This is a genomic window from Halorubrum luteum (assembly GCF_054652935.1).
The window spans coordinates 2,628,320-2,643,338 of record NZ_BAAIGT010000002.1 but is presented as its reverse complement, the minus strand read 5'-3'; the positions used below and the strand labels follow the sequence as shown (position 1 = coordinate 2,643,338).

The window sequence follows — 15,019 nt, the reverse complement described above, 5'->3', positions numbered from 1 at the left end:
AGCGTCATCGCCCACGGTCGAGTATGATACTCGCCGAGTTCGACGACCGGATCCGGTTCGTGACGCAGCCGGACCACGCCGCGCTGGCGGGACGGCTCGCCGAGCGATGGGGCGGGTCGGAACTCACCCGGGCGACCCCGACGGCCGCGGTCCGACTCGCGGTGTATGCCCACGACGACGGCTGGTGGCCTCGGGACCGCCGACCGCGACGCAACGCTGACGGGTCGCCGCAGGCGTTCTACGAGCTCCCGCCTACGGAGTGGATCGATCTGTACGGACGAGGGATCGACGACGTCGCTCGCGTCGACCGCTACGCGGGACTGCTCGTCTCGATGCACGGCTCCGGGCTCCGGCGACAGCGGTACGGGCTCTCGCCGTCGTGGGGGGCAACGCCGAGCGCGTTTCGGGAGTTCGTCGACCGCGAGGAGCGTCGACAGCGAGCGCTCGCCGCCGAGCTTCGCGAGGATCCGGACGATGACCGACTCTCCGCGGCCGATGTCGAACTCCTCGACGCCATCCACGAAACCGGTCGCCCACCGGATGGATCCGGCGGAGCGGGAACCGCAACCGACTCCGGCGGAGCGGGAGCCGATGGTGGCTCCGGGACGGACGGCGACCAGTCACGACTCTGGCGGAACTATCGGCTGCTCGCCGCGCTCGACGCGCTGGCCCTCCGGCTCTGTTCGGCGACGCCGCCGAGCGACCCCGGGGTGAGCGACGCGATATCGGTCGACCGGGTGCCGACGGAGCCGGGTCGCGCGGATACGACGCTGACCGCGAGACCGACCGGAGCGGCCGAGTACCGACTCTCCCCGTATCCGTTTCGCGAGTCACCGATCGTCGTGAACGTGCCGTCACGAACCGTGAATCGGACGTCGTTCGAGACCGAGGAGACGCTGCTGCGGCAGTATTACGGGGCCGAAACGAGGGATCTGCGGATCGTTTGCCGTCCAGCGTGATCCGCCGGACTGTCGGCCGTCCACCGGACCGGCCGAACGAAGCATCGTCGCACCGAGAACAGCCGAAGCTCACTACATCGAGAGCAACCGAACCTCACCGCATCGAGGTCGCCACGAGCGTCGCGAGCGCGGTCGCGGCTCGGTCGGGATCCGTCCGTTTCGCGGTGCGGTCGAGGCGGAGCGAGAGTGCCGGATCGGAGACGCACAGCGCGCCGTACGCGGCGACGAGCGCGAAAAGTCCCGTGAACAGCAGCGACTCCATGAGTCCGGTAGCGGTCGACCGGGACATAAGTCGTGCGGGTTGGTGGGTGTCGTTTCCGACCGCGACCGGTACGTGTGGGCGCGTCACGCGCCGCTCCCGACGACGTAACCCTTACCCATCGTGGTCGCCAATCCGCCGGTATGACCGACGAGCGGGACGACGACCGACACGAGTTCTCCTCGGGGCAGGGCGTCGACGCCGACTACGAGGAGTTCACGCTGGACCCGCCGGAGCTGAAGGTGGACCCCACGAAGGTCGACCCCGTCGACTCGCGGGTGTTGACCGATCAGCTCGATCAGCGGAACGTCGCAAGCGACCAGGTCGACGTCGACCAGCTGCTCGACGTGGGGCTGTCGTACATGGAGATCAACCGCTTCGAGGAGGCGACGGAGACGTTCGAGCGCGCCGCGCGGTTCGCCGAGGACGACAGCCTCGACGAGCAGGAGGCGTGGGTGAACAAGGGTGTCGCCCACGCGGAGCTGGAGGAGTTCGACCGGGCGATCGGCGCGTACGAGGAGGCGCTACGGATCGACGACGACTCCGAGCACGCCGCGACCGCCGAGACCAACCTCGCGTACGCGCTCTGGGAGTTCGGCCGTCACGAACAGGCGCTCGAACACGCCGAGCGCGCCGTCGAGATCGACCCCCGATTCGCGCAGGCGTGGTACAACCGCGGCTTCTTCCTGATCGAGCGGGGGCTCGCCGAGGACGCCGTGAAATGCTTCGACAACGCGATCCGGCTGGGACATCGTGACGCCGACGTGTTAGAGGAGAAGGCCCGGGCGCTCGAGGAGGCCGGCGAGCACGAGCAGGCGGAGGAGATCGCCGAGCAGGCGGAGGAGATCCGCCGCGAGACGGAGGGACGGCTGGTCGAGGAACACGCCGGCGGCGGCCCGATGGGCGGACGAGGCGACGGTCGCGAACGCGATCTGCAAGGCGAGGGCCCCGAGGGCTTTTAAATGCTGCTTCGCGAGCGCGAGACGAAGGAGGGGTTGCTCGTCTCCGTCTGCGACAGCGACTGTCTCGGCGAGACGTACGACAACGGCACGGCGACGATCACCGTCTCGGAGTCGTTCTACGGCGGCGACGACGCCGTCGAGGCGACCGCCGAGGAGGTCGTCGCAGGGCTGCAGCGCGCGCAGGTCGCGAACATCGTCGGGACGGAAGCGGTCGGCGTCGCCGTCGATGCCGGCCTCGTCGACGAGGAGACCGTACTGGAGTTCGAGGAGACGCGGCACGCACAGCTGCTGTGGCTGTGAGCCACTCACGTTCGTGACCGCGGATCTGTACGCGAACCCGGACGCGAACCCGGATGCGAACCCGGATGCGAACCCGGATACGAACCCGGATGCGAACCTGATCTCGGGCCCGTCACGGAACGCTTTTATATCCGGACGTGGCTACGTTTCGTCAATGAGCGCGCTGACTCGTCGCGTCGCCGCCCTTTTCCGAGAGCGACGAGTCTCGCGACGAACGCGACGAGTCGTCCGACCGCGACCGGTTTCCGGCGCGGCGCGACGACCGGCCCCCCGTGGCCGATAACTACACTTCCCTCGTCGCGTTCGCGCCGTTCCGTTCCGTACAGTTCCAACTCCGCTCTCCGCGGTGTCGATAGCGTCGCTCCTGTGTTTTTCTTACTAACTCTAAACCGTTGAATTTAAGGGCGTAAGCCGTCTGTTCCTCAGTAATGGCAACCGTTGCACTCGCGTTCAGTGGGGGGCTCGACACGACAGTTTGCGTCCCGATCTTAAAAGAGGAGTACGGCTACGACGAAGTGATCGGCGTCAACGTCGACGTCGGGCAGCCGACCGACGAGTTCGACGAGGCGGAGGAGACCGCCGAGGCGCTCGGCCTCGACCTTCACGTCGTCGACGCGAAAGCGAAGTTCGCCGACCTGTGTCTCGACGCGGTGAAGGCGAACGCGACGTATCAGGGATATCCGCTCGGTACCGCTCTCGCGCGTCCCGTCATCGCCGAGGCGATCCTCGACGTCGCCGAGGAGGAGGACTGTGACGCGATCGCGCACGGGTGTACGGGGAAGGGGAACGATCAGCTCCGGTTCGAGGCGGTGTGGCGCGGCTCCGATCTGGACGTGATCGCGCCCGTCCGCGAGCTCGGACTCACCCGCGAGTGGGAGATCGAGTACGCCGAGGAGAACGACCTCCCCGTCGAGACCGGCGACGGCGGCGTCTGGTCGATCGACGAGAACATCTGGTCGCGTGCGGTCGAGGGCGGCAAACTGGAGGACCCCGACTACGAGCCGCCGGCGGAGATCTACGAGTGGACCGCCGAGCCGGACGGAGAGACGACGATCGAGGTGACGTTCGAGGCTGGCGTTCCCGTCGCCGTCGACGGCGAGGAGATGGACCCCGTCTCGCTGATTCAGTACCTCAACGAACACGCGGGCGCGTACGGCGTCGGCCGCACCGACGTGATGGAGGACCGCATGCTCGGACTAAAAGTGCGCGAGAACTACGAACACCCGGCCGCGACCGTGCTCCTTACCGCCCACCAGGCGCTCGAGGACCTCGTTCTTACGAAAAACGAGCGCTCGTTCAAGAAGGGGATCGAACACGAGTGGTCCGAGAAGGCGTATCAGGGGCTCGTGTTCGCGCCCGTCGTCGACGCGCTGAACGCCTTCATCGACGAGACGCAGGACGTCGTCACCGGCACCGCGACCGTGAAGGTGGCGGGCGGGAACTGCCGCGTCGTCGCCCGCGACTCCGAGTACGCCGTCTACTCCGAGGAGATGGCCTCGTTCAACACCGAGGACGTCGCCGGCATCGCCCAGGAGGACGCCACGGGCGTCGCGAAGTACCACGGACTTCAAGAGCGGCTCGCCAACGACGTGAAAGCCGGTGTCTCGAAACCCGAACTCGCAACCGACGGGAGCGGCGACGACGAGAACTGAGTCGATGACAGACGACTCGGGCACCGACGATGACGCGGACGCGTCCGGCCCGGCCGTCCGCGGCGATCGCTTCAGCGGTGGCCCCGCCCGCGGGTTCCTGTCGAGCCTCGCCGCCGACGCGGCGATATTCGAGGCCGACCTCGCGGTCGACCGCGCGCACACGGTGATGCTCGCCGAGCAGGGGATCGTCGACGACGCGGTCGCCGGCGAGATCCTCGCCGCGCTCGACGACGTGGAGGCGGCCGGTCACGGCGAGCTGCCGGACGGCGAGGACGTCCACGAGGCGATCGAGACGGCCGTGATCGAGCGGGTCGGCCCCGACGGCGGACGGATGCACACCGCGCGCTCGCGCAACGACGAGGTGGCGACGTGCATCCGGTACCGGCTTCGCGAGGACGTGCTGGCGGTCGCCGCGGCGACGCTGACGCTGCGCGAGGCGCTCGCGACGGTCGCGAGCGACCACGTCGAGACGATCATGCCGGGGTACACCCATCTCCAGCCCGCGCAGCCGACGACGGTCGCCCACTACCTGCTGTCGTACGAGGGGGCAGTCGCTCGCGACACGAGCCGGCTGCTGGACGCCTACGACCGCGTGAACCGCTCGCCGCTCGGTGCGGCGGCGTTCGCGGGAACGACGTTCGACGTCGACCGCGACCGCACCGCCGAGCTGTTAGGATTCGACGGGATCGTCCGCAACTCGATGGACGCCGCCTCCTCGCGGGATTTCCTCGCGGAGGCGGCGACCGCCGCCGCGACGCTGGCGACGACGCTGTCGGGTCTCGCCGAGGATCTGATCCTGTTCGCGAACAAGGGGTATCTCGAGCTGTCCGACGACTACGCATCGACGTCGTCGATCATGCCACAGAAGAAGAACCCGGACACGCTGGAGCTGACCCGCGGCGTGGCGGGCGACGCGATCGGCGAAGCGACCGGGACGCTGAGTCTCCTCAAGGGGCTTCCGCGCGCGTACAACCGCGACCTCCAGCGCGCTCACGCAAGCGTGTTCGAGATCGCGAACGACGTTCGCGAGGCGACCGAGATCGCCGCCGGCGCGGTCGCGACCGCCGATTGGAACGAGGCGACGCTGGCCGAGGCGGCTGGCGAGGGGTTCTCGACGGCGACGGGCGTCGCCGACCTGCTGGCGACCGCGGGGCTCCCGTTCCGGACGGCTCACGAGGTCGTCGCGGACGCCGCGGCGACGATCGACGACGGCGACGACCCCGGAACGGCGGCGACGAAAGTCGACGCGGCCGCACGCACCGTACTCGGGGAGTCGCTGTTCGAGCACGTGAGCCGCGACGACGTGGAGCGCGTGCTCGACCCGGCGGCGAGCGTCGCGAGCCGGGACTCCGCGGGCGGTCCGGCTCCCGACGCGGTGACGAAGACGATCGCGGCCGCGAAGCGCCGCCACGAGGACGACGCCGCCGCGCTCGCGAGTCGCCGGGAGACGCTCGCGGCGGCCGCGGAGGAGCTCGACGACGAGGTGCGTCGGCGTGTCTGATTCCTCGTGCCCGCCACGGCGGTCGCGACGCGCACGCCGAGCGCGGCCGCGACCCCACCCGGGGTCGACGCATATATAACCAACATCTGACACTGGAATACAGAGGAACGACTGAAACTCGTTCTTGCCCCCGTATAGGCATATCTACGTTATGTATGCTTCATTATGATTCCGAAGCGTTTATATGCGTATGGGCGCGAGTAGCGTGTACGATGACGAGTGACAGCGACACGCTGCATGCGGAGGATCCGATCACTGGCGAGGAGATCGAGCTGCCGGCCGACGTCGAGGTCGGCGAGATCATCGACAGCCCGGTCACCGGGGCCGAGCTCGAGGTCATCTCGCTCGATCCGGTCGTCTTGGAGGAGGCGCCCGAGCTCGAGGAGGACTGGGGCGAGTAGATGACGGCGACGGCGACTCGCTCGGAGTGGTCGGGATGAAGGTCGGCATCCTCTACTCGCGGATCCGCCGGGACGAGAAGCTCCTGCTGTCGGAGCTTCGCGACCGCGGCCACGAGGTGACGAAGATCGACGTCCGGACGGAGCGGTTCGGGCTCGACTCGACGACCGCGGCCGTCGAGGATCTGGACGTCGTCGTCGACCGGTGTCTCGCGACGAGCCGGTCGCTGTACGCGACGGAGTTTCTCGACGGCTACGGGGTGCCCGTGGTCAACGGTCCCGAGACGGCCGACGTCTGTGCCGACAAGGCGAAGAACTCGCTGCGGCTCGCAGCGGCGGGCGTGCCGACCCCGACCACGGAGGTCGCGTTCACCACGGACGCCGCCCTCGAGATCATCGAGGAGTTCGGCTATCCGTGCGTGCTCAAGCCCGTCGTCGGCTCGTGGGGCCGGCTGATGGCGAAGATCGACTCGCGGAACGCCGCAGAGGCGATCTTGGAACACAAGGCGACGCTCGGCCACTACGAGCACAAGGTGTTCTACGTCCAGGAGTACGTCGAGAAGCCGGGCCGTGATATCCGCGTCGTCGCGGTCGACGGCGACCCGATCGCCGCGATGACCCGCACGTCGGACCACTGGCTCACCAACGCCGCGAAAGGCGGCGAGACGGCGAGCTTCGATCTGGACGACGAGGCGCTGGATCTGGTCGAGAAGGCCTCCGATGCGGTCGGCGGCGGTCTGCTCGGCGTCGACCTGATGGAGGTCGGCGGCGCGGACTCGGGCGAGTACACGGTCCACGAGGTGAACCACACCGTCGAGTTCAAGGCGCTGAACGACGCGGTCGACGTCGACGTCCCCGCGGCGGTCGTCGACTGGCTGGAGACGAAGGCAGGCTCGGCGACGAGTAGCGACCCGACCGACGGCGAGTCAGCGGGCGACGAGGCGTCGGCGGACGACGAGGCGTCGGCGGGCAACGAGGCGTCGGCGGGCAACGAAGTGATCGACGATTCGGAGGAGGCGACGACGCACACATGACCGACGACACCACGGACGCGGACGGAACGCCGGCGAGCGACGAGAGCTACACCGCCAGCGTCGTGGGCGGCACCGGGTTCACCGGCGGGGAGCTGCTCCGCCTGCTCGCAACCCATCCGAACTTCGAGGTCGTGCAGGCGACCTCGCGGTCGGACGCGAACATGACGGTCGGTCGGGCCCACCCGAACCTCCGGGATCTGGACCTGCGGTTCTCGGAGCCGGACGATCTGGTGTCCGTCGACGTGCTGTTTTCGGCGACGCCCCACGGCGTCTCGATGGAGCAGGTCGACGAGTACTTCGAGGCGGCGGATACGGTCGTCGACCTGTCGGCGGATTTCCGGCTGCCGACCACCGACGCCTACGACGAGTGGTACGACGGCCACGCCGCGCCGGAGTATCTGGAGCGCGCGGAGTACGCGCTGCCGGAGCTGAACCGCGAGAACCTCGCGGACGCGGATCTCATCGCCGGCGGGGGCTGTAACGCCACCGCGACGATTCTCGGTCTGAAACCCCTCGTCGACGCGGGCGTACTCGGCCCGGAGACGGGCGAGGTCGTCGTCGACGTGAAGGTCGGCTCCTCGGAGGGTGGCGCCGGCGGCGGCGCGGCCTCCTCACATCCGGAGCGGTCCGGGGTAGTGCGTCCGTACGCGCCGACGGGCCATCGTCACGAGGCGGAGATCGAGGCGTACCTCGGACTCTCCGTCTCCTTTACGGTCCACGCGGTCGACATGGTCCGCGGCGCCTCCGCGACCTGCCACGTCTTCCCGGACGAGCCCGTCTCGAAGACGGACCTGTGGCAGAGCTACCGCGGCGCGTACGCCGACGAACCGTTCATGCGGATCGTCTCGGGCGGGGGCGGCGTCTACCGCTACCCCGAGCCGAAGGCGGTCGCGGGGACGAACCACGGCGAGGTCGGCTTCGAGCTCGACCCCGGCAACCGCCGGATCGTCGTGTTCTCGGCGATCGACAACATGATGAAAGGGTCGGCCGGGCAGGCCGTCCACGCGACGAACGTCGCGCTCGGGCTGCCCGAGACGGCCGGCCTCGAGTTCGGGGGACTCCACCCGGTGGGATCGCCATGACCGACGACCCCCCGGTCGTCGTGAAGATCGGCGGCGCGAAGGCGGTCGACCCGGCGGGCGCGGTCGGCGACGTCGCCCACCTCGTCGCCAACGGTCGGTCGGTCGTCGTCGTCCACGGCGGCTCGACGGTCGTCGACGAGACCATCGAGCGGCTCGGCATGGAGCCGGAGTACGTCGAGTCCGCCTCCGGCGTCACCGGCCGGTTCACCGACGCCGACACGATGGAGGCGTTCACGATGGCGATGGCGGGCAAGCTCAACACGGAGCTGACCGCGCTGTTCCGGTCGGCCGGCGTCGACGCGGTCGGCCTCAGCGGGGTCGACGGCGGGCTCCTCTCGGGGCCGCGCAAGTCGGCGATCCGCGTCGTCGAGGACGGCAAGCGGAAGATCAAACGCGGGGAACACTCCGGGCGGATCGAGTCGGTCGACACCGGCCTGCTCGCTGGGCTGCTCGCGGACGGGTACACCCCCGTCGTCTCCCCGCCGATGGCCGGCGAGGAGGGCGACGGCGAGGTGACGCCGGTGAACACGGACGCGGACCGGGCGGCCGCGGCGGTCGCGGGCGCGCTCGACGCCGAGCTCGTGCTGTTGACCGACGTCGCGGGCGTGTACGCCGACCCTGACGACCCCGAGACGCTGATCGAGTCGGCGGCGACGCCGGCGGAGCTGGCGGCGGTCGAGGAGGCCGCCGAGGGGTTCATGGGTAAGAAGGTGCTGGCCGCGACGGAGGCGCTGGAGGGCGGATCGCCCCGCGTCGTCGTCGCCGACGCCAACGTCCGCGACCCGATCGTCGCCGCGCTCGGCGGATCGGGAACGACGATCGAGCGGTCGGCGCTCGGTGACGAGGTGGAGGACGCGGCCGGACGCAGCGGGAGCGACGACGGGGGTGAGACCGCGTGAGCGGCTTCGTCTTCTCGGAGAAGCCGATCGAGATCGTCTCCGGCGACGACGTGTATCTGACCGACGCGAACGGCACCGAGTATCTGGATTTCGGCGCGAGCTACGCGTGCGTCCCGGTCGGCCACTGTCACCCCGAGGTCGTCGACGCCGCGACGAGCCAGCTGGAGGAGCTGATGTACGTGCAGGCGTCGTACCCCCACGCGGCGCGGACGGCGCTGTACGAGCAGCTCGCCGAGACCGCCCCGGTCGACGTCGACAACGTCTGGCTGTGTAACTCCGGCACGGAGGCGAACGAGGCGGCGTTGAAGTTCGCTCGCGCGGCCACGGGTCGCGAGAAGATCGTCGCCACGCGACAGGGGTTCCACGGCCGGACGATGGGCGCACTGGCGACCACCTGGAAAGACAAGTACAAGGCGCCGTACGAGCCGCTCGCGGGTGGCGTGGAGTTCGTCCCGTACGGCGACGTCGACGCGATGCGCGAGGCGGTCGACGAGGAGACCGCAGCGGTGATCCTCGAGCCGCTGCAGGGCGAGGGCGGGATCAACCCGGTGTCGACGGAGTATCTGCAGGCGGTTCGGGTCGCTACCGCGACGAACGGCGCGGCGCTGATCCTCGACGAGATCCAGACGGGGGTCGGGCGCACCGGCTCGCTGTGGGCGGCCGACCGCCACGACGTGGTGCCGGACGTCCTGACGGCTGCGAAGGGGCTCGGCAGCGGGCTCCCGATCGGCGCGACGCTGTGTCGCGACTGGATCGCCGAGTCGCACGGCGACCACGGCTCGACGTTCTCTGGCGGCCCGGTCGTCGCGGCGGCGACGGGCGCGACCCTCGACGTGATCGAGCGCGAGGGGCTCGCCGAGCACGCCGCGGAGGTCGGCGCGTACATCCGCGAGGAGGCGGAGCGCCGGCTCGGCGACGACGTGCGCGACGTGCGCGGTGCGGGGCTGATGATCGGCATCGAGGTGAAGCGCGGATCGAACCGGCTGCTCCGGGACCTGGCGCTGGAGCATCAGGTGCTCGCGCTACCGGCCGGTCGGACGGTGTTGCGGCTGCTGCCGCCGCTGACGGTTACACGGGAACACGCCGACGAGGTCCTCGACGCCATCGAGGAGGTGGTCGGCTGATGGCGACCGGCGAGGGGCGCGGCACGACGGACGCGACCGGTGACTCGGCCGGCAGCGGGACGGAGACCGCTGGCACCGACGTCGTCGCCGGCGGAGGATATCCCGCCGCGTGCGACACGGCGGCCCGCAGGCTGCTGTACGACATGGTGTCGATCCCCTCGCCGTCGGGCGAGGAGGCGGCGGCCGCCGAGCGGCTCGTCGACTTCTTCGAGGCGAACGGGCGCGAGGCGTGGGTCGACGAGGCGGGTAACGTTCGCGCGCCGGCCAACGACGCGGTGCTTCTCACCTCCCACATCGATACGGTGCCCGGCGACATCCCGGTCGAGGTGCGACCGGCACCGCCCGAAGGTGAGGAGCCGGAGGCGTCCGACGTTCGCGTCGGCGAGCCGGGCGAGCCCGTGCTGTGGGGGCGGGGGAGCGTCGACGCGACCGGACCGCTGGTCGCGATGGCGGTCGCAGCGGTGAAGACGGGCGTCTCGTTCGGGGGGGTCGTCCGGGAGGAGGTCGACTCCGGCGGGGCCCGCGCGCTCATCGCCGACCGCGACGCTCCGGAGGCCGTGATCAACGGCGAGCCGTCCGGCTGGGACGGGATCACGCTCGGCTATCGCGGGCTCCTCGAGGGAACGTACGTGAACACGAGCGAGTCGGGTCACTCCTCGCGGCCGGAGCCGAACGCGATCCAGCACGCGATCGACTGGTGGCACGGCGTCGAGGAGACGTTCACGCCGGACGACTCCGACACGGCCGTCTTCGACCAGGTGACGACGAAACCGATCTCCATCGACGGCGGGTTGAGCGACGACGGCCTCGCCGTGGAGGCGACGATGGACGTCCAGCTGCGCGTGCCGCCGACCAGACCCGTCGACGAGATCCACGAACTCGCCGAGGGGGAGCTGACGACCGGATCGGTCCACTGGGGTGAGCCGATGCCGCCCGTGATGGAGAGCCCCCGGACGGAGCTCGCGCGAGCGTTCCGCGTCGCCATTCGTAGCGCGGACGGCGACGTCCGCCTGCTGCGGAAAACCGGCACGAGCGACATGAACCTGTTCGCCGACGCGTGGGACTGCCCGATGGTCACCTACGGACCCGGCAACTCCGAGCTGGACCACGCGCCGGACGAGCGACTTCCCCTCTCGGATCTGGACCGCGCGACCGCGGTGTTGACCGACGTCTGCCGGGAGCAGCTGTGAACCGACCCCCGAAGCACTCAGTTCGACCATGCCACTCGACACGACCGACTTCCTCGACATCGACGACGTAACGCCCGCCGAACTCGACCGGTTGCTCGATCTCGCGACGGCGATGAAAACCGGCGCGGTCGACGAGCGGCTGCCCGACGCGACGCTCGGGATGATATTCGAGAAGCCGTCGACGCGAACCCGCGTCTCCTTCGAGACCGGAATGACGAGGCTCGGCGGTCACGCGATGTTCCTCGGCCCCGACGACATCCAGCTCGGGCACGGCGAGCCGCTGCGGGACACCGCCCGCGTGCTCGGTCGCTACGTCGACGGCGTGATGGCTCGACTGTTCGATCACGAAGACGTCGAGACGCTCGCGGAGTACGCGGACTGTCCCGTCATCAACGGCCTCACCGACGAGGCACATCCCTGCCAGACGCTCGCCGACCTGCTCACGATCCGCGAGACGGTCGGCGAGGACGCCCACGTCGGGTGGGTCGGTGACGGCAACAACGTCGGCCAGTCGTTCGTCGTCGGCGCGGCGATGGCCGGGATCGACGTCTCGGTCGCGACACCCGCCGACTACGGGATGGATCCGGGCGTGTTCGACCGCGCCGCCTCGTACGGCGCGGATATCGAGCCGACGACCGATCCCGAGGCGGCGATCGACGGCGCGGATATCGTCTACACCGACGTGTGGATCTCGATGGGGCAAGAGGAGCTACGCGAGGAGAAGCTCGCCGCGTTCGACGGGTTCCAGGTGAACGGCGACCTGCTCGCCGACACCGACGCGACGGTGATGCACTGCCTCCCGGCACACCGCGGCGAGGAGATCACCGACGAGGTGATGGAGTCCGACCGGGCGCTGGTGTGGGAGCAGGCCGAAAACCGGATGCACGCACAGAACGCGCTGCTCGTCGAGCTGCTCGGCGGAACGCCGTAAAGCGTCGCGAGCGCCGGAGAGCGTCGCGAGTGCTTTCGAAGCGTCCGAAATCGTCCTACCGGAGCGTCCACCACAGCGACCGGAGCTTGTACCCCAGCGAGCCGCGTTGATACCCGCTCCAGCCGCTCATCCCCCCGGTGAGCGTGGCGGCGGCGTACCCCTCCTCGTCGAGCACGCTCGTCGCGCGCTTGGCGACGATCCCCATCTTGCACACGACGACGACCTCCTCGTCGGCCGGGATCTCGTCGAGCCGGCTGCGGAGCGACGACTCGTCGCCACGGCCGAGGTCGTCGTAGACGGGAACGTTGTGACTTCCGTCGATCGCGTTCGAACGGTAGTCGGACTGCGGACGGATGTCGAGGAGAAACGGCTCGTCGTCGGTGCCGAGACGCTCGGCGAGTTCGTCCGGGCGGAGACGGCTCATATCGTGATATTGGGTCGGCTACACAAATTCGTGGCGTTTCTCCGACGATCGTGCTCGTGTGCCGCCGCCGACATCGGCCACGGCTCCGCGGCGAAGCAGTACGGTCAGTCGGGAAGCCGTTCGGCGTGTTCGACGACCATCCGTCCGAGCGTCTCCGTGCGCTCCCGCAGGTCGTCGTCGCGGAGCCGACCGTCCTGGTCGATGGCTCGCGAGGCGCCGCGGATCCCGACCTCGTGGGGGACGACCCACGCGTGGACGTTCCGGAACGTCGAGCGGAGATGTTCGAGCGCCCCGCCGTAGGATCCGCCACCGGCGGTGACGAGGAGCCCAACGGCGGTGTGTTCGTACTCCTCGGAGCCACAGAAGTCGTGGAAGTTCTTGAACGTCGAGGAGTAGGAGCCGCGGTAGACGGGCGATCCGGCGATCACGCCGTCGGCCTCGCGGACCCGACGTGTGAGCGCCTCGCTGTCCCCCTGTTCGTCCTCGTCGGGATGGTACAGCGGGAGATCGACCCCGCCGAGGTCGAGGAGTTCGGTGTCGGCACCGGCGGCCGCGGCAGCGTCGAGTACGACGCCGAGCGCGGCTCGCGTGGTGCTCCCGTCCCGGCGGCTTCCGGAGATGGCGACGATCGTGGTCATGCCCCAGAGTGGGTGGTGAACGGGCAAAAGGACGGCGAGTCCGGACCGACTACCGACGCCGAACCCGGTGTTGTGGAGCTGGACGCCGACACCCGACGTTATGAGGCTGGACGCCGACACGACTCGTATGGACGCCATCTCTTTCGGAACCGACGGCTGGCGGGCGACGCTCGACACGTTCACCGACGAACGTGTCCGGATCGTGGGACAGGCGGTCGCCGACCACCTCGTTGCGGCCGGCCACGACGAGCCGGTCGCGGTCGGCTACGACGCCCGGGAGACCAGCGAGGGGTTCGCCGAGAGTCTCGCCGAGGTGCTCGCGGGGAACGGGTTCGACGTGCTGCTCCCCGAACGCGACGTGCCCACGCCGCTGGTCGCGTACGCGATCGTCGACAACGACCTATCGGGCGCGTGCATGGTGACGGCATCACACAACCCGCCCGAGTACAACGGCGTGAAGTTCATCCCGCACGACGGCGCGCCGGCACTGCCCGAAGTGACGGAGGACATCGTCGATCGGCTGGCGGAGCCCGACCTGCTCCCGGAGGCGGAACGCGGCGAGACCCGCCGACACGACTTCGTGCGCCCGCACGCGGCGGCTGCCCGTGAGCTCGTCGACGCTGACCTCGACGGACTCACCGTCGCATACGACGCGATGCACGGGAGCGGTCGGGGAGTTACGGACGCCCTGCTGGAGGCCGCGGGCGCGGAGGTGCGGCGGCTGCGATGTGACCCCGACCCGACGTTCGGCGGGGAGCCGCCGGAGCCGAACGCGGAGCATCTCGACGAGCTCGCGGCGCTCGTCACCGACGAGGGGAGCGACGTCGACCTCGGGATCGCCAACGACGGCGACTCCGACCGGATCGCGGTGTGTACGCCCGATCGCGGCGTGCTCGATGCCAACCTGTTTTATGCGGCCTGTTACGACCGACTGCTCGACGACGACGCCGGGCCGGCGGTGCGGACCGTCTCGACGACGTTCCTCGTCGACCGGATCGCGGAGGCGCACGGCGAGGAGGTCGTCGAGACGCCGGTGGGGTTCAAATGGGTCGCCGAGGCGATGGCCGACCACGATGCGCTGTTCGGCGGCGAGGAGTCCGGCGGCTTCTCGATTCGGGGCCACGTCCGCGAGAAGGACGGCGTGTTGATGGCGCTGCTGGCGGCCGCGGCCGAGGCCGACGAGGCGTTCGACGATCGGGTCGACCGGCTGCTCGACGAGCACGGGCGGATCGCGGCCGGAAAGATATCGGTCGACTGTCCGGACGAGCGCAAGGCGGCCGTGCTCGACGAGCTCGAGGACCGGATTCCGGAGTCGGTCGTCGATCAGGAGGTGGCGAAGGTGGTCACGCTCGACGGGTTCAAGCTCCTGTTGGAGAACGGCTCGTGGCTGCTCGTGCGTCCGTCCGGCACCGAGCCCGTGCTTCGGGTGTACGCGGAAGCGGACTCCGAGGCGGCGGTCGACGAGCTGCTCGCCGAAGGGCGTGAACTCGTTGCGCCGCTCGTGTAGCCGACCCCGACGAATAGCCGGTAGTTCGGTAAACTCCTATCGGCATCTCGAACGATGGCGAGCGCGTGCCCGCCGTCTGGTCCGTATTTCGATACGTCCGCCGCGGACCGCATTGGAACGAAGACACCAGAACACTGTCGCGTTTCGAGTATTTAAAAC

The 15,019-nt window shown here is 69.4% G+C and carries 15 protein-coding genes and 1 pseudogene; 13 read left to right on the top strand and 3 right to left on the bottom strand.

Going from position 1 to position 15,019, the window contains the following annotated elements; genetic code table 11:
- Positions 1 to 23 precede the first annotated feature (23 nt).
- Positions 24 to 959, top strand: coding sequence for a DUF3891 family protein (locus ACYQ0R_RS13095; protein WP_459824521.1), 936 nt, complete (start codon positions 24 to 26; stop codon positions 957 to 959).
- Positions 960 to 1,053: 94 nt separating this feature from the next.
- On the opposite strand, the gene ACYQ0R_RS13090 is transcribed toward ACYQ0R_RS13095, so the two are convergent.
- Positions 1,054 to 1,221 carry a hypothetical protein gene (locus tag ACYQ0R_RS13090; RefSeq protein WP_459824518.1) on the bottom strand — a complete coding sequence of 56 codons (168 nt, stop codon included), beginning with the start codon at positions 1,219 to 1,221 and terminating at the stop codon, positions 1,054 to 1,056.
- Positions 1,222 to 1,361: 140 nt separating this feature from the next.
- Between ACYQ0R_RS13090 and ACYQ0R_RS13085 the strand changes: the two genes are divergently transcribed.
- From ACYQ0R_RS13085 to argF, 11 genes and pseudogenes are all read left to right on the top strand, one after another.
- Positions 1,362 to 2,180, top strand: a complete 819-nt coding sequence (locus ACYQ0R_RS13085; protein ID WP_459824515.1) for a tetratricopeptide repeat protein — start codon at positions 1,362 to 1,364, stop codon at positions 2,178 to 2,180.
- Positions 2,181 to 2,480 (top strand): DUF424 domain-containing protein, encoded by a 300-nt coding sequence (locus tag ACYQ0R_RS13080; protein WP_459824512.1) that lies wholly within the window; start codon positions 2,181 to 2,183, stop codon positions 2,478 to 2,480. It begins immediately after the preceding gene.
- A 428-nt stretch (positions 2,481 to 2,908) separates the two neighbouring features.
- On the top strand, positions 2,909 to 4,132 hold the full coding sequence (locus tag ACYQ0R_RS13075; protein WP_459824509.1) for an argininosuccinate synthase: 1,224 nt from the start codon (positions 2,909 to 2,911) through the stop codon (positions 4,130 to 4,132).
- A 4-nt stretch (positions 4,133 to 4,136) separates the two neighbouring features.
- A complete protein-coding gene (argH, locus tag ACYQ0R_RS13070) occupies positions 4,137 to 5,633 on the top strand; it encodes an argininosuccinate lyase (protein ID WP_459824506.1) in 1,497 nt (498 codons plus the stop codon).
- Between the two features lie 212 nt (positions 5,634 to 5,845).
- Complete coding sequence (gene lysW / locus ACYQ0R_RS13065) at positions 5,846 to 6,034, top strand: lysine biosynthesis protein LysW (protein ID WP_459824503.1); 189 nt, start codon at positions 5,846 to 5,848, stop codon at positions 6,032 to 6,034.
- A 35-nt stretch (positions 6,035 to 6,069) separates the two neighbouring features.
- Positions 6,070 to 6,963, top strand: a pseudogene (gene lysX / locus ACYQ0R_RS13060) (lysine biosynthesis protein LysX); the annotation flags it as partial.
- A gap of 98 nt (positions 6,964 to 7,061) precedes the next feature.
- Positions 7,062 to 8,147 (top strand): N-acetyl-gamma-glutamyl-phosphate reductase, encoded by a 1,086-nt coding sequence (argC, locus tag ACYQ0R_RS13055; RefSeq protein ID WP_459824500.1) that lies wholly within the window; start codon positions 7,062 to 7,064, stop codon positions 8,145 to 8,147.
- Entirely contained in the window at positions 8,144 to 9,046 is a 903-nt protein-coding gene (locus ACYQ0R_RS13050; RefSeq protein ID WP_459824497.1) for an acetylglutamate/acetylaminoadipate kinase, read from the top strand. Before argC ends, ACYQ0R_RS13050 begins: the two co-directional genes overlap by 4 nt.
- The gene (locus ACYQ0R_RS13045) at positions 9,043 to 10,170 is read left to right on the top strand and encodes an aspartate aminotransferase family protein (protein WP_459824495.1); all 1,128 of its coding nucleotides are present in this window, start codon (positions 9,043 to 9,045) and stop codon (positions 10,168 to 10,170) included. The genes ACYQ0R_RS13050 and ACYQ0R_RS13045 overlap by 4 nt, the downstream gene beginning before the upstream one ends.
- The gene (locus tag ACYQ0R_RS13040) at positions 10,170 to 11,360 is read left to right on the top strand and encodes a [LysW]-lysine hydrolase (protein ID WP_459824492.1); all 1,191 of its coding nucleotides are present in this window, start codon (positions 10,170 to 10,172) and stop codon (positions 11,358 to 11,360) included. Before ACYQ0R_RS13045 ends, ACYQ0R_RS13040 begins: the two co-directional genes overlap by 1 nt.
- A gap of 28 nt (positions 11,361 to 11,388) precedes the next feature.
- The gene (argF, locus tag ACYQ0R_RS13035; protein WP_459824489.1) at positions 11,389 to 12,291 is read left to right on the top strand and encodes an ornithine carbamoyltransferase; all 903 of its coding nucleotides are present in this window, start codon (positions 11,389 to 11,391) and stop codon (positions 12,289 to 12,291) included.
- 55 nt (positions 12,292 to 12,346) lie between these two features.
- Here argF and ACYQ0R_RS13030 read toward each other — a convergent pair whose 3' ends face one another.
- Together ACYQ0R_RS13030 and ACYQ0R_RS13025 are read right to left on the bottom strand one after the other, a co-directional pair.
- A complete protein-coding gene (locus ACYQ0R_RS13030; protein ID WP_459824487.1) occupies positions 12,347 to 12,715 on the bottom strand; it encodes a rhodanese-like domain-containing protein in 369 nt (122 codons plus the stop codon).
- A 104-nt stretch (positions 12,716 to 12,819) separates the two neighbouring features.
- Positions 12,820 to 13,353, bottom strand: a complete 534-nt coding sequence (locus ACYQ0R_RS13025) for an NADPH-dependent FMN reductase (RefSeq protein ID WP_459824484.1) — start codon at positions 13,351 to 13,353, stop codon at positions 12,820 to 12,822.
- A gap of 127 nt (positions 13,354 to 13,480) precedes the next feature.
- On the opposite strand from ACYQ0R_RS13025, the gene ACYQ0R_RS13020 reads away from it, so the two are divergent.
- Positions 13,481 to 14,860, top strand: coding sequence for a phosphoglucomutase/phosphomannomutase family protein (locus tag ACYQ0R_RS13020; RefSeq protein WP_459824481.1), 1,380 nt, complete (start codon positions 13,481 to 13,483; stop codon positions 14,858 to 14,860).
- The last annotated feature ends 159 nt before the right edge of the window (positions 14,861 to 15,019 follow it).

Coding starts and splice junctions, on each gene's coding strand:
- ACYQ0R_RS13040 (WP_459824492.1), top strand. CDS start 10,170: ATGGCGACCGGCGAGGGGCGCGGCACGACGGACGCGACCGGTGACTCG.
- ACYQ0R_RS13090 (WP_459824518.1), bottom strand. CDS start 1,221: ATGGAGTCGCTGCTGTTCACGGGACTTTTCGCGCTCGTCGCCGCGTAC.
- ACYQ0R_RS13095 (WP_459824521.1), top strand. CDS start 24: ATGATACTCGCCGAGTTCGACGACCGGATCCGGTTCGTGACGCAGCCG.
- ACYQ0R_RS13020 (WP_459824481.1), top strand. CDS start 13,481: ATGGACGCCATCTCTTTCGGAACCGACGGCTGGCGGGCGACGCTCGAC.
- argC (WP_459824500.1), top strand. CDS start 7,062: ATGACCGACGACACCACGGACGCGGACGGAACGCCGGCGAGCGACGAG.
- ACYQ0R_RS13075 (WP_459824509.1), top strand. CDS start 2,909: ATGGCAACCGTTGCACTCGCGTTCAGTGGGGGGCTCGACACGACAGTT.
- argH (WP_459824506.1), top strand. CDS start 4,137: ATGACAGACGACTCGGGCACCGACGATGACGCGGACGCGTCCGGCCCG.
- ACYQ0R_RS13085 (WP_459824515.1), top strand. CDS start 1,362: ATGACCGACGAGCGGGACGACGACCGACACGAGTTCTCCTCGGGGCAG.
- ACYQ0R_RS13080 (WP_459824512.1), top strand. CDS start 2,181: ATGCTGCTTCGCGAGCGCGAGACGAAGGAGGGGTTGCTCGTCTCCGTC.
- ACYQ0R_RS13025 (WP_459824484.1), bottom strand. CDS start 13,353: ATGACCACGATCGTCGCCATCTCCGGAAGCCGCCGGGACGGGAGCACC.
- lysW (WP_459824503.1), top strand. CDS start 5,846: ATGACGAGTGACAGCGACACGCTGCATGCGGAGGATCCGATCACTGGC.
- ACYQ0R_RS13050 (WP_459824497.1), top strand. CDS start 8,144: ATGACCGACGACCCCCCGGTCGTCGTGAAGATCGGCGGCGCGAAGGCG.
- ACYQ0R_RS13030 (WP_459824487.1), bottom strand. CDS start 12,715: ATGAGCCGTCTCCGCCCGGACGAACTCGCCGAGCGTCTCGGCACCGAC.
- argF (WP_459824489.1), top strand. CDS start 11,389: ATGCCACTCGACACGACCGACTTCCTCGACATCGACGACGTAACGCCC.